Genomic DNA, 14,038 nt, shown 5'->3' with positions numbered 1-14,038 from the left:
ATTCCAATAATCGTCTGTACAATTTCGTAAGCTGACAACTTGCTACTCCTTTCGTCAAGATTTTAGTGTATGCGAGCATAGCACCATCCCCTTTCATATTGAAGTAGCCACCATCTTTATCGGAAGTGTTACACTCCCTAACTTCTCTCTCCAATTTTGATTATATCAAATTAAATGGTCATTATCAATAATTTATAAATATACGTAATATAATAAATTTAAAGGATAAATATAGTGTTACAGTGAATGTTAAAAAAATTCATTTACTATAGTTTTACTGAAGTTATTATATCAAAAAAGTGGTTTTGATGAGGAAATAATTTTGTAAATGTATATAGGTATAGAAAAGAGAAGACATGTATTTTTTTAGTTCCAGTTAAAAGATTAGTTTCAAGTTAATTAATAAATTCTAAAAACAACCTTGAATTTTCAGAAATAACATTGACTACCAATTTTTTATTTGATATAATTTCTATAATTTAACAAAACGTTAGTTGGATTTTATGTTGAGTGGAAAGTTAATCTATAGATTGAATTATTTTAGAATATCAAATATTAAGAAAGAAATTGATTAGCTTCTATGAGCAATTGATTTCTTTTTATTGTATTTAGATTTTAAAAGGCTATTTATAAAATGAAAACTGAACTTTTAAATAGAAGGACTCAAATTAGGAGTGGGAAATATGAGAAAATTTTTATTTGCGGTAGTTTTATTTCTTATTACAGTAGTCTCGGGGATTAATATTTATTTTTCATATCAAATTAAATATGTTGTCGATGCTCTTACTACTAAAAATGAGCAATTATTCTACAATCAAATTATATATTTATCTGTAATTATAATACTAATGCTTATATGTGAATATTTACGTCAGATTTTAGATACTATTTATCTGAATAAAGTTGGGTTTAATATTCATAGAACCCATGTGGGTAGTTTACTTAAGAATAAACTAGATACAAAGAGTAAAAATTTATTATCTACTGTAAATAATGATATTGAAATGGTAAAAGATCAATATTATAATACGATTTTTTCTCTGTATCAGGGGATAGTTTATTTTATTTTTGCTACAATAGCGTTGTTCAAATTGGATGTAACAACAGCGTTTTGGGTTATAGGATTGTCACTATTTCCGATTGTAATTCCTAACCTATTCAAATCATATTTGAAAAATGTTCAAAACAGTATTTCTATACAAAAGGCTAGTTATAACGATAAACTTGAAGATTTTTTAGAAGGGTTATTAGTTATTAAAAATAGCGATTCTGCTAATATATTTTATGAAAAATTACTTAATGAATATAAAAAAATAAATAAACTTGTTAATAGGAAGAATGTTTTAGCATCACTTGTAAATGTCTTAACAGGATTAGTATTCTATGCTACTATTATTGCTATTTTATATATAGGAGGTCGTCAAGCTCTGTTAGGAAATACTAGTGTAGGGGATATAGTATCTATTTTTACTATTTCTGCAGAGTTAGTAATGCCTGTCAATTTGATAACAGCTTCTATAGCTAATATAACATCCGTAAAAGATATAAAAAGGGAATTAGATTCTAAAGAGAAGTTTGAATATATAGATAGTCATAAAATTATCGATTTTGAAAACATAGAAATTCGAAATGAAAGCTATAAATTTAATAATAGAGAAATTTTTAGTGATTTTTCGGCTATTTTTGAAAAAGGTAAAAAGTATTTAATTCAAGGAGATAGTGGTAGTGGAAAATCGACGTTAGCATTACTATTAACAAAAAACCTTGAAGGATGTAACATATTTTTAAACGGAAAAAATATTAACAGTTATGAATACAACACAATTCAAAAAATAATAACTTATGTACCTCAAGATAGCTTTATATTTGTAGGTACGATTATCGATAATCTTACTTTTTATAAAAACATAGAAGCGGATAAAATAATGAGTTTAATAAAAGAAACTAGATTAGATGACAAAATTAAAGAAGCTTCTGATTTGCTTAATACTATGTACGATAAGAGAAAATCAAATTTATCTGGTGGACAAAAACAAAGGTTAGCATTAATTAGGGCTATATTACAGGAAAAACAGGTTATAGTTTTAGATGAAACATTATCAGGATTGGATAAAGATACATACATCTTAGTTGAAAAATTACTATTAAGTATGAAAGATAAGACTTTAATTCATATTTCACACAGATCTTATCCAGAAACTTTGAGAATGTATGATGAGGTGTATGTAATGGGGAATGGCTCAAAAATCGCGATTTCTTAAGAAACAAGATTTTGTCTAGTCACCCCTGCAAAGTTTATTAGGTATTTAAAAAGCTTTTATAAAGCAAATTTAGATACCAATAAGCTACTGCATCTACGAGTTTTTATATGAACTTTGTTAAATTTTAGGACTTTTTAGTCACTCTTATAAAAAAATACACGTAACATTATATCATAAATATTTTGAATACGTTTTTAAAAATGGTATAATATAATTGAATAAGTATAAGTAATTATATTGCATTAGTTAATAAAATAATTTTAAAAGGGAGGAGGAGAAAAATGAATAAGCTTAAAGATTTAGGTTTGGTGGTATTGCAAGTTGAACTAGTAGGTTTTTTATTTATAGCGATGAATAAATATTTAACTAATACTGCAAGTTTTTTACCTGAAGCTTTCACTCAAGAAAAAACAGATATTAAGGCATATAGTTTAGCTGTATTGGCGTTTATGATATTAGGTATTGCTCAATATTATGTGGTTGACTTATATGACAAAATCAACTGGAAAAAAGCGAGTGTAATAGAATACTTGGTAGAAGTGGTAGGGGTGTTACTAGTATTTATCTATTTACAATTTATAGATAATCTAGTTAAGTTTGCATTTCTATTCGTGTTAGTTTCATTTCTATTCATAATGAGATATTTATACTTTTATAAGAAATTTGCATAAGTTTATACTCTTGAATAAAGTCTGGAGAGAAACACTGTTCAAAGTGTAGAAATTTTTAGTTTAAAATTTTAATTTGGAATGTAGGTATTCAATATAATTGTTGTACTATTGGTGCTGGAATATATAGGGGAAAATAAAAAAAAAAGGGGGTGACTTAAAAATCATGATTTTTAAGTCACTCCTTTTTTGTGGTATTTAAGCCATTTAGTAAGTGGTATTACTGTACTTTTAATTCTACACATTCTGTTAGTTGTTTTTTGATTTCTTCTTGTATATGGTGAGAAATCATTATTAAAGTTAACTTATCGTCGACTAAGATATTGTTTTCTATCTGTACGGCTGTTTTTTCATCTAATGCTGAGGTTGCTTCATCAAGAATTAAAATTGGATAATTTCTAATTAAAACTCTCGCAAGAACTAATCTTTGTTTTTCTCCTCCTGATAGGATTTCTCCCATATTAGATAAGTTGTGATCTAAGCCATCAGGTAAAGATCTAACTCTATCGGCTAAACAAACTTTTTCCAATATGCTCCATATTTCTTCATCTGAATAGCTATCATCTAAAGTGATGTTATATCGAATTGAACCGCTGAAAATAGATGTTTGTTGACTCACATATCCAATCTCTTTGGAGAAGTTAATATCATCCTGTATTTCAAGAGGATTTCCATCGATTAAAACTTTATCTTGGTTGGATTGTAATTTTCCTAGTAGCAACTTGATTATAGTAGATTTTCCAGAACCACTTTTACCGATTACGGCGTATTTTCCACCTTTATTTATATTAAAGTTGAAGTTTTTAATAACATGGTTATCTCCGAAACTATAATTAAAGTTTTTAAATTCAATATTTTCTTCAACATGTGGATAAAGTGTTTCTTTAGCGGTTGATTTAGTTATAACGCTATTTAATATTTCTTTTGTACCGATTACCTTAATATACAAATCAACCAATTGATTGATAGAAGTAAGGTATATACCTAGTATAGTAGATACCGAAGCTATTGTTCCGATAGTTAATTCATTTTTTAAAACTAAATAAATCGCAAATATGAAAATTAATAATTCAAGTAATTTCTCGATACTTTGTAAAGTTAACTCAGCAAATGCCATTAATTTAGAAATACCATACTGTTGATCTTCTTTTTGAATCTGACTTTCTTTAACATTTTTTGAGAATAAATTTATCTTACCAATATTTTTCAAATCTTCATAACCTGTTAAATATTCCTTTAAAACTCCAGAGAATTTTCCTGATAAAATTGATAAATTTGTATATCCTACACTAATTTTATTACCGAACTTACCGCTTATTAAAAACATAGCGATTGATGATAATAGGGCGAATACAACAAATTTCCAATTAATCAGCCATAAAAATACTACTGATGAGATAAATAATACAATAGCACTAAGTAAACCAGTTAATGGTGAGAATAAATACGCAGATAATAATTCAAGTTGATAAGTGTATTTAGTCATATGCTCACCAGAGTCAACCTTATTAAATTCTGATTGAGACATAGTTTCTATATTTTTACTAATTCTATCACCTAGATATATTTTCCATTGTTTAACTAATTGTGCAATTATAATTTTTAACCACGCTCTAAGCAATTCTACTATTATTAAAATACAAATAATAATGCCGACTTTTATCCATAGAGATCCTGTTTTGTATATTACAGAATCCACAATATCAACACGAGCGTATACAACATAAACAGTCCCTATTGATACTATTAGTGTCAAAATAAACATAATACATAACTTTAATTTGTTCAATGTTATAACTTCTAAAATATTTTTAATCATATTGCTCTCCTTTGAATAGATTATATTTCTATAGAAGTCACTCAAAAATAGCGACTTCTGAGACATCGATTTGTCAATTTCTCCACGAAGTTTCTTAGATCTATAAAAAGCTTTTATAAGATGAGTTTAGACTACGAATACTAGTTCTCATATAAACTTTTTTAAGATTTAGTTATTTTTGAATCTCCCTATAGTATTTATGTAACTTTAATTATACTGACTTTTTTTTGTGTGTCAAGATAATTAGAGTAAGTTTTCTGAAAATTATAAGTTTATATTGTTTCTATCTTTTTTCTGTAATATAATAAAGGTATAAATATAAGTTGGTGTTTTATATATTTCTCAAGATTCCCCTTAATAGTTTGTTATTAAATTGAGTGGAATTAAAAGTAGGAGGTACTTATGAAAAAATATATTTTAAAATTTAAATATAAATTTTTATTAATTTGTTTTCTTATATTGTTAAGACAGTTATTTCTTATGAAGAGTAACTTTTTAAATGCAGATGCTATAACTGTGCTTACTAACAAAAATCTACATAGTTTCTTTGAAATTATCTTATTCTTATCAGTTACGTGGATTGTTATTATAGTAATTGATAGAGTAGTAAAGGTAAGAGAGGAGATTTTTATTCAAGATATTGGAATAGATGTTAAGGATAATCTGTCTAGTAGCCTTATAGAATTAGATATTGAAAAGTATAAAGATAACTCATCTGGTGTTTATCAATCTTGGTTCAACAATGATATTCAAATGATTCAAGAAAAAGGTTTGAGAAATATATTTGCTATAATATATAGTCTTTCTGGTGTGGTATTTTCTCTTTATGCTCTATTAAAATATCATTGGATCATTTCTTTAATTACTATTATAGGAACGGGAATATTAATTTATCTTCCAAAAATTTTTAATAAGAAACTTCATAATATGGGAACAGAAGTTACTAAAGAAAATGAAAACTATGTTGCTTCGTTAGAGGAGACGATTCTAGGCTATGATACGTATTTCTCTCTTAATAAATTACAAATAATTCCTAAAAGAATAGCTAATATAAGTAGGATTTTGAAAAATGTATTTGTTAAACAAAGCAAATTGGAAAGTAATTATTATATGCTTAACTTCGGCTTAAATGTCTTTTTCCAAGTGTTATTAGTTTTTGTTACAGGGTATTTAGTTGTTAAAGATAATTTGGAAATTGGTGCAGTTGCAGCTGTAGGAATGTTTGCTAATCTTGTATTTGATGGTATGAGCCAAGTAGGTTATAGAATAGCATTTATTAAAGGGACAAAACCTATTTTCTCTAAGCATGATGAATTCATGTTAAATAATAAGGATACCCACTCACCCGTTGAATATTCTTTAAGAGAAACATTATTTAAAATTAAAAACTTACATTTCAGTTATGGTGATAAAGAAATTCTAAATAATGTGAATCTTGATATAAAAGAGGGGAATAAGTATTTAATAAGTGGAGATAGTGGCGTTGGTAAATCAACATTATTTAAAATAATTACAGGGCAATTAAGAAATTATGAAGGTAGTGTAGAGTATTGTAGTGTTGATTTGAAGAAATTATCTACTAAACAAATACTGGAAAAACTAACTATAATTCAACAAGAAAATTTCGTATTTTCAGGCACTGTCAAAGACAATATAACTATGGGAGAGGTAGTAGAGGACAGTGAAGTAGCTAAATATTTAGAAAAAGTGGGCTTAACACAGAAAGATTTCTTATATTCAGAAGTAGAAGTTCATGGAAAGAATCTTTCAGGAGGACAACGCCAAAGATTGGCTATAGCTAGAGCGTTATTTAATGGAAAAAAAATACTTTTAATTGATGAAGGAACATCAGCTTTGGACAAAGAATCAGCGAAAAGTTTAGTAGAAATGCTGTTAGGAAATAAAGAATTAACTATAATAATGATTAGCCATGATATAAGTGATGAACTAAGAGGAAAATTTGATAATATTATAAAATTGTGATGTAAGTTAAAATTAATAAAATAAAAATATTGATTCATAATATAAGAATGAAAATAGGGGAGTGCCTCAAAAATCTTATTTTCGGAGAAATTGATTTTTGAGGCATTTCCATTTAATAAGGAGGACAGTTATGAGTTATAAGTTTATGAGTAATGCATTAGATAATAATTTAATGCCAATTGGTAAAAGTGATTTTTTAAACTTATTTAAAGATTTAGGAATAGGAGAAGGCGATATCTTGATTGCACATGTTTCTCTTAGCAAATTTGGTTATATAATCGGTGGTGCAAGATGTATCTATGAAGCACTTATGGAAAGATTAGGAGAAAGTGGAACGCTCGTTGTTCCAACACAATCTTTAGAGAATATGTCTCCAGAGTATTGGGAATATCCTAAAGTTCCTAAGGAGTGGATAGAAAAAATAAAACAAGAAAGTTTATCTTATGATGTTAATCTATCTAGTACACGAGGTATGGGGAAATTTAGTGAGTTTGTTATGAATCTAAAACATTCTGTTAGAAGTTCTCATCCGCTATATTCTTTTTCAGCAGTAGGAGAAAAAGCACAGGAAATAATAAATGAGCATCCATTAGATGATGGCTTAGGATATAATTCACCATTAGGGAGATTGTATGATCAAAATGCCAAAATTTTATTATTAGGAACCGATTTTGAGTCTAATACAGCATTACATCTTGCAGAATATTCACTAAATAGAAAAACAATAAAAGAAAGTGCAAATGTAGATGGAGAATGGTTAGAATTTTCTAATATTGAATTAGATATATATGATGATTTTTCAACGGTTCAGAAAGAATTCATGGAAAATTGTAAGGAAAGTTATCAAATAAAAGAAATACAGAAGACATCGGTTCTTTGTATAGATTTAAAAAGTTGCGTAGATTTTGCGAAAGAATATTATAGAAGAAAAGAAGAAATAAATTCATAAAGTTAATACTGAATAATGTACACTTAGTTGTTTTTAAAAGAATTGAGTGTATATTATTCTTTTTTTATTATTTCAAGATTCACCGAATTCACTAGAAAAAATTATCTCCTCATCATAAATAGAAAGAAAAATCGATACAATATTCAGAAAATATTGACTTTATGAAAAAAACACGTTAATATAGTTAAAAATAGGAGAACAGATTCAAGAGAAATAGTAAAATTACTCGAAGAGAATCATTTAAAATTCAACAATAAATTTTAAAATAAGAGGAAATATTATGAAAGAGATAATTAGTGTTGAGAGTCTTAGTAAAGATTATATAATAAAAAATAGAGTTGGCTTTTTTAATACAGAAAAGATAGTTAAACAAGCGTTGAAGGACATAAATTTTAGTATTAAAGAAGGAGAAATTGTAGGATACATAGGAAATAATGGAGCTGGGAAATCTACAACAATAAAATTACTGTTAGGAATACTAACTACTACAAAAGGTTCAATAAAAGTATTCGATAAAGATCCATTTGTAAATAGGCAAAAAAATGCTAAAAACATAGGTGCGCTATTTGGACAAAAATCACATTTATGGTGGGATTTACCACTAATTGATTCTTTTGAGTATTTATCAAAAATCTATGAAGTAGATAATAAAGAATGGTTAGACTATTTGATAACAGAATTAAATATAACAGAGTACTTATATCAACCAGTAAGGCAACTATCTTTAGGACAAAGAATGCGTGGTGAGTTTATAGCTAGTATTATTCATAAACCTAAATTGGTGTTCCTAGATGAACCGACTATCGGTTTAGATATAGAAACAAAGAAGAAAATTATGGAATTAATACTAAAAATAAATGAGAAGTATAATACTACTATCATACTAACAACTCATGAGATTTCTGATATTGAAAAAGTATGTAAGAGAATGATTTTGATAAGTGATGGCGAAATTAATTATGATGGTGAAGTGAAGAGCTTCAAGCAAATTTTTAATAAATATAAAAAATTAAAAATGTACGGAGAGAATATAGTAGATTTGGCTAAAGAAGGAATATTGCCTTTACGTACAAATATTGATTCTAAAGAATTTGTTTTTGATGAAACTAAATTTAATGTGTTAGATATAATAAAACTACTACCTAATGAAAGTATTATTACACAAACTGAAGTATTGGACTTAAATCTACAAGAAGTATTGCTTGTGAAAGATAAGACGGGTGATAAATATGAATAGATTTTTTGCTTATACTTTATATCAATATAAAAGTTTATTACAGTATAAATTTAATACGATAATGCAGATAATTGCATCACTTTCTATGGTATTAATACAGTATAGTATCTGGATATATGTTGAAAAATACAATTCTAAAAATATTGATGAAATAATAACTTATGTACTGTTTGCGATTATGTTACAAATAGTTTTACCTATAAAAATAACTACTAATTTTGTATCTGAGAAGATTTTAAAAGGTATTATTATTAATTATTTGAATAAGCCTAATAGATTGATAGTTATAACGTTTTTCACTACTTTAGGCAATTTTCTCTATAAATTAAAATTCCAAGTACTGCCGATTTTAGTTATTTATATTTTAATGTTTTATAATTTAATATTTAGAACCATATCTCTTAAGAGATTTGTACTTTTTATATTCGTGTATATTTTGAGTTATATTGTTGCTTTTTTATTAGGTTATATTATTGCATTATTATCAACAGTATTTATAAGAATAAATGGTGTATCTGAATTAGTTAATGCTCTTCTTATTATTTTCGGTGGAGGGTTGCTGCCTTTAGATTTATATCCGAAACTATTATTAAGAATATCAGAGGTAACTCCATTTTACGCTGTAATGTATGCGCCTATTTCTATTATTGTACATGATAATGATTTAGGGAAAGTCTTATTTATTCTTGGTGTACAGATATTCTGGTTAATCATATTATTGATAATTTCAAAAAGACTATCACAATATGTATTTAACAAGTTTGATATAATGGGAGGTTAATATGAAGAAACATTTATATTTATATGCAGAGTTTTTTAAAATGGATGTAAAAAGGATATTGAGTTATAAACTAGATTTTATTATAGGAAATTTTGGTTATTTACTAGATACTCTTACAACATTATTTGTATTACTTATTACGCTTAATTATACAGAATTAATCGGTGGCTTTTCTTTATATCAATTGTTGTTTTTATATGGTTTTCTAACATTAACATCGGCGTTATGGGAATTTTTCTTCGTGACAACTTTAGAAGTCCCATATTTAATTCAAACCGGAGAACTCGATTTATTTTTATTAAGACCGCTTAATATACTTTATCAATTTATTATTTTTCAATTAGATGAGGAAGCTTTATTTGAGTTAGTTACAGGTATAGTAATTGTGATCTTTTCATTGTATAACTTAGATATTGATGTAAATTATTTATTTATAATAAAATTCATTTTGTTTACAATATCTGCGGTTTTAGTAAGAGAGGCTATATACTTAGCGCTAGTATCAATTAGTTTCTTTTCGATAACAAATGATGGTATAAAATCAGTTTTATGGCAATTGTATCAACTGGCAAATTATCCAGTTAATATTTATCCGTTTTTCATTAAAGTAGTACTAATAATTATTCCATTCGCATTTGTGGGATATTTCCCAGTGGTAAATTTAATAAATTTCCATGATAGTTTTAATTTAGAAACATGGCTTTTAATATTGTTTGGACCGCTTCTACTTATATTAATCTATAAAACAATATGGAATTTCGGATTAAAAAAATATCAAAGTACAGGATCATAATAGTTAAGAAGGTTAGAGAATTATAAGAAATAAGAACAAAGTGAATCATATAGGAGGTGTTTTTTATAGAATTTAATGTTAAATTAGCGAGAAGTTTGTATTTATGTTTGAATTTAATTTTGAGTGTTTTATATTCATACATAACGGTGAAATTTATATCTGTATATAATTTTCCTATATATTTTATTTTGTTAATAACGACTTTGATAGAAATATTTATTTTTTTAGACACTAGTTATATCAGATTATTAACTAGTATAAAAACAAAGTATTTTTATTATATATTAATAGTTTTTTCAGTAGTAGTATTTATTTTTAAAAATAACATAAATTTATACTATGTCTTAACATTTTATTTTGTTTATTACTTATTAATATCAATAGTTCTGCTTAATTACAATTTATTTGTAATAGAGGAAAGTAAGTCTATCAAAGCTGGAGTGACAGATATATCCTTATATAGTAACTTGTCTAAATTACTTGGTTTTTCTTTAGGAAGTTATATTTATAAGGTGAATATTGATGAATATTTAATAGTATTTATAATTATGTTTGTATTATTTTCAAGTTTCAAAATAAATAATTTTAAAAATAAAACTGAGAAGAATTCTGAGAGACTAGTTTTTAATAAATTGAAAAGAAAACATATTATTATCAATACAGCGTTATTATCAGGGTCAGCAGTGTTTTTTATACCGTTGTTTATAAAACAATTAGCGGCTAGGAATTTAATACAGTATTCTAGTATTATATTTTTTATACCAGGAATAACAGTAGTTTTATTTTTAATACTTACTAAGAAATATGATATAAATTTAAATAAAATACTTATGTCTTACATAGTTTTGGATATAGTATTCTTCATATTGGTTATATGTAAGGTGTTTTTACCATTACAAGTGATATTATTATCTTTAATAGTAGCACTAGGGGTGTCGATTAGTATAAAATTAAGGACTAATTTCATAAAAATTAATGATAAAGATTATAGAAAAAGTATAGTTCAAATTTTTCGAATAAGTGCACCTGTATTTACTATTATTTTAAGTTTTGTAGGATTATACGTTGAAAACATTGCTTATTATATTTTGCTAATAAATGCAATTTCGGCTACTCATGTGTTATATGTGAATTTAAGAAATAGAGAGCATACTTTATTAGATTAAGGAAAAGTTTTCAGAAAAAATGAAAAATTAATAAAAGAATGTACACTTAGTTTTTTTAGAAATAACTAGGTGTACATTTTTTGGTTCAATTTGAGAAGTAATACTATGTTATATTACTACGAAAACCAGTATTTAGTAACTAGAAATAACAAGTGATAATTTTAGAAAGCGTTTTTTTCTTTTTATATTGATTTCATAACGTTTTTATATTACAATAAATCTATAAAGCTTTATAACCTCATAAAATAAGGAGGACAAAAAAATGGTATTAGATATTGGAATTTTATAGTTTATAATGTAAATAATAATAAAGAGAATCATCATTATTTTTTGAGTTTCTTATTATCTTAAAAAATTATTGTTTCTCATTATAACTTGAATAGAGGGGAATTAGCTATTTTAACTGACGATAATGATTTTACAGTATCTGTTAAAGTAGACACTTGATTAAAAAGTCACTCATTCAAGAAGACGCACTTTATTGTGTAAGCTACATGTAAACTACATATTAAAGAGTTGAAGGTTGATTTGTATTTGCAAATCAACCTTTTCTAGAAAGTAATTAAAAGAAAAACGTAATATCGGAAGGAGGGAGTCAAATGGTAAATCTATTAACAGTGAAAAATTTATCATATAAATATAAAAATTCTAGTGATTACGCGATTAAAAATATTTCTTTTTCTGCGGAAAAAGGAGATATGATTGCACTTATAGGTAAAAGTGGTTCAGGAAAAACTACGATAATTAATTCTACATTAGGATTGTTTTCTAATATCGAAGGTGAGGTATCATTCGGTGAAGGAGTGTCTGTTCGAGATGTGGATTATTGTATGCAAAATCAATCAGTGGATTGGTACTTAAATGTATACGACAATATTTATATGGGGCTATTATATTCTCAAAATACTATTAGTAGGAAAAGTGTAGATGAGATTATCGCTGTTCTAGGTTTAAAAGGTAAAGAGAAATCTGACCTAACAGAATTATCTGGTGGACAATTGCAGAGAGTACAAATAGCAAGAAGTCTAGTATCTAATTCAAAAATATTATTTTTAGATGAACCTACTACAGGATTAGATGTAGTATTATCAAAAAATATATTAGAATATATAAAGACTAACAATAAAGAACATGCTGTATTTATATCTTCTCATGATTTAGATCTTATAGAAAAGTATTGTAATAAAATAATTTATATAAACGATGGGAAATGTTTATACTTTGGGGAAATGAGCACATTCTTAAGAGAATATAATAAAGAAATAGTATACAATATTTCTTATAATGGTGAATTAAGTAAAGATATAGTAGAGAAATATAAAGATACTATTACAATTGTTGATGATAAAAATTTAAAAATTTTCTTGGAAAAAGAAGAGGAAATTTCGAATGTATTAAAATTATTATTGGCAGAAAATATTACAATAGGAAGTCTACAGAAAGAAGAAATTACCTTGAAGAGAATATTGGAATTGGAGGAGTAATTATATGAAAAATGTAATAAAGAATTTTTGGGCAACATCGTATATAGAATATAAGGCGATTGAAAATAATAAGCAGATTATATATACTCAGCTTATGGTTCCAATTTTGTACTTTGTATTCTTTGGATTTGGGATAGGGAACTCTTTTTCAAGTTTGGCTTTTAAAGGAGAAAGTGTTAGCTATATTGAATATATTTTCGTTGGAATAATTGGAGTAATACTAAATTCTCAGATGAATCAGTCGGTTTATAGGGTGAATTTAGATAAAAAGTGGGGACTTCTAGCGTATAAAAGAATAAAAGGGACATCAGCTATTTCTTATTTTTTAGGGAAATTAGTATTTCCATTAGGAATCACAATAGTGCAAGTATTACTAATTTACTTTTTATCGTTCTTTTTAGGAATAAAAATACAGATAGTTCCTTTCTTAAAAGTATTAATTATTGTAATTATTAGTCTAGTATTTTGGTTTTCTCTTGGAGTTATTATTTCATTAGGAACTGTATCATATAGAACTAGAGACCTTATCTTAGGAACATTATTACTACCGATAATTTTTGCTGCACCGACTTTTTATAGTTTGGATAATTCTAAGGTGCTATATTATATATCAAAACTTAATCCATTAACTTACCAATTAACGAGTATGAGAACTGTAATTTTTGGTATGGATTTTGATATTAATACTTATGTTACAATATTCTTAAGTCTAATAATGTTTGTTTTAGCAATAAGCGTGATAATAAGATCAGAATTATTAGGTGATGAGAGATAAAAGAATGTACACTTAGTTATTTAGAGATTGTACCGACCCCAAAAAGTTAGACCAAAAAATCTAACTTTTTGGAGGTCGGTATTTTTATGACTAAATATAATTTTGAATTTAAAAAGAAAGTT

11 protein-coding genes are annotated in these 14,038 nt (G+C 26.1%); 10 read left to right on the top strand and 1 reads right to left on the bottom strand.

Annotated elements, in window-relative coordinates; translation table 11 throughout:
- Positions 1-683 precede the first annotated feature (683 nt).
- Both PNO30_RS00055 and PNO30_RS00050 read left to right on the top strand, forming a co-directional pair.
- Entirely contained in the window at positions 684-2,261 is a 1,578-nt protein-coding gene (locus PNO30_RS00055; RefSeq protein ID WP_271986671.1) for an ATP-binding cassette domain-containing protein, read from the top strand.
- Between the two features lie 281 nt (positions 2,262-2,542).
- A complete protein-coding gene (locus tag PNO30_RS00050; RefSeq protein ID WP_271986670.1) occupies positions 2,543-2,932 on the top strand; it encodes a hypothetical protein in 390 nt (129 codons plus the stop codon).
- A 217-nt stretch (positions 2,933-3,149) separates the two neighbouring features.
- On the opposite strand, the gene PNO30_RS00045 is transcribed toward PNO30_RS00050, so the two are convergent.
- Complete coding sequence (locus PNO30_RS00045; protein ID WP_271986669.1) at positions 3,150-4,748, bottom strand: ABC transporter ATP-binding protein; 1,599 nt, start codon at positions 4,746-4,748, stop codon at positions 3,150-3,152.
- Between the two features lie 402 nt (positions 4,749-5,150).
- Between PNO30_RS00045 and PNO30_RS00040 the strand changes: the two genes are divergently transcribed.
- From PNO30_RS00040 to PNO30_RS00005, 8 genes are all read left to right on the top strand, one after another.
- Complete coding sequence (locus tag PNO30_RS00040; protein ID WP_271986668.1) at positions 5,151-6,731, top strand: ATP-binding cassette domain-containing protein; 1,581 nt, start codon at positions 5,151-5,153, stop codon at positions 6,729-6,731.
- A 130-nt stretch (positions 6,732-6,861) separates the two neighbouring features.
- Entirely contained in the window at positions 6,862-7,680 is an 819-nt protein-coding gene (locus PNO30_RS00035) for an aminoglycoside N(3)-acetyltransferase (protein WP_271986667.1), read from the top strand.
- A 280-nt stretch (positions 7,681-7,960) separates the two neighbouring features.
- The gene (locus PNO30_RS00030) at positions 7,961-8,917 is read left to right on the top strand and encodes an ABC transporter ATP-binding protein (protein ID WP_271986666.1); all 957 of its coding nucleotides are present in this window, start codon (positions 7,961-7,963) and stop codon (positions 8,915-8,917) included.
- Positions 8,910-9,698, top strand: a complete 789-nt coding sequence (locus PNO30_RS00025; protein WP_271986665.1) for an ABC transporter permease — start codon at positions 8,910-8,912, stop codon at positions 9,696-9,698. Before PNO30_RS00030 ends, PNO30_RS00025 begins: the two co-directional genes overlap by 8 nt.
- 1 nt (position 9,699) lies before the next feature.
- Positions 9,700-10,491, top strand: a complete 792-nt coding sequence (locus PNO30_RS00020; protein ID WP_271986664.1) for an ABC transporter permease — start codon at positions 9,700-9,702, stop codon at positions 10,489-10,491.
- A gap of 512 nt (positions 10,492-11,003) precedes the next feature.
- Entirely contained in the window at positions 11,004-11,657 is a 654-nt protein-coding gene (locus tag PNO30_RS00015) for a hypothetical protein (RefSeq protein ID WP_271986663.1), read from the top strand.
- A gap of 599 nt (positions 11,658-12,256) precedes the next feature.
- Positions 12,257-13,141: a metal ABC transporter ATP-binding protein gene (locus PNO30_RS00010; protein WP_271986662.1), complete on the top strand. Its 885-nt coding sequence runs from the start codon at positions 12,257-12,259 to the stop codon at positions 13,139-13,141.
- A 4-nt stretch (positions 13,142-13,145) separates the two neighbouring features.
- A complete protein-coding gene (locus tag PNO30_RS00005; protein ID WP_048801913.1) occupies positions 13,146-13,916 on the top strand; it encodes an ABC transporter permease in 771 nt (256 codons plus the stop codon).
- The last annotated feature ends 122 nt before the right edge of the window (positions 13,917-14,038 follow it).

This window comes from Gemella haemolysans (assembly GCF_028308085.1).
In the GTDB taxonomy this organism is placed as follows: domain Bacteria; phylum Bacillota; class Bacilli; order Staphylococcales; family Gemellaceae; genus Gemella; species Gemella haemolysans_D.
Note: the sequence above shows the minus strand (reverse complement) of the source record. Positions and strands in the feature narration are given on the sequence as shown.

Bases quoted from the DNA above. Each gene is read 5' to 3' on its own strand.
- PNO30_RS00055 (WP_271986671.1), top strand. From the start codon at position 684: ATGAGAAAATTTTTATTTGCGGTAGTTTTATTTCTTATTACAGTAGTC.
- PNO30_RS00050 (WP_271986670.1), top strand. From the start codon at position 2,543: ATGAATAAGCTTAAAGATTTAGGTTTGGTGGTATTGCAAGTTGAACTA.
- PNO30_RS00010 (WP_271986662.1), top strand. From the start codon at position 12,257: ATGGTAAATCTATTAACAGTGAAAAATTTATCATATAAATATAAAAAT.
- PNO30_RS00040 (WP_271986668.1), top strand. From the start codon at position 5,151: ATGAAAAAATATATTTTAAAATTTAAATATAAATTTTTATTAATTTGT.
- PNO30_RS00020 (WP_271986664.1), top strand. From the start codon at position 9,700: ATGAAGAAACATTTATATTTATATGCAGAGTTTTTTAAAATGGATGTA.
- PNO30_RS00045 (WP_271986669.1), bottom strand. From the start codon at position 4,748: ATGATTAAAAATATTTTAGAAGTTATAACATTGAACAAATTAAAGTTA.
- PNO30_RS00035 (WP_271986667.1), top strand. From the start codon at position 6,862: ATGAGTTATAAGTTTATGAGTAATGCATTAGATAATAATTTAATGCCA.
- PNO30_RS00025 (WP_271986665.1), top strand. From the start codon at position 8,910: ATGAATAGATTTTTTGCTTATACTTTATATCAATATAAAAGTTTATTA.
- PNO30_RS00005 (WP_048801913.1), top strand. From the start codon at position 13,146: ATGAAAAATGTAATAAAGAATTTTTGGGCAACATCGTATATAGAATAT.
- PNO30_RS00030 (WP_271986666.1), top strand. From the start codon at position 7,961: ATGAAAGAGATAATTAGTGTTGAGAGTCTTAGTAAAGATTATATAATA.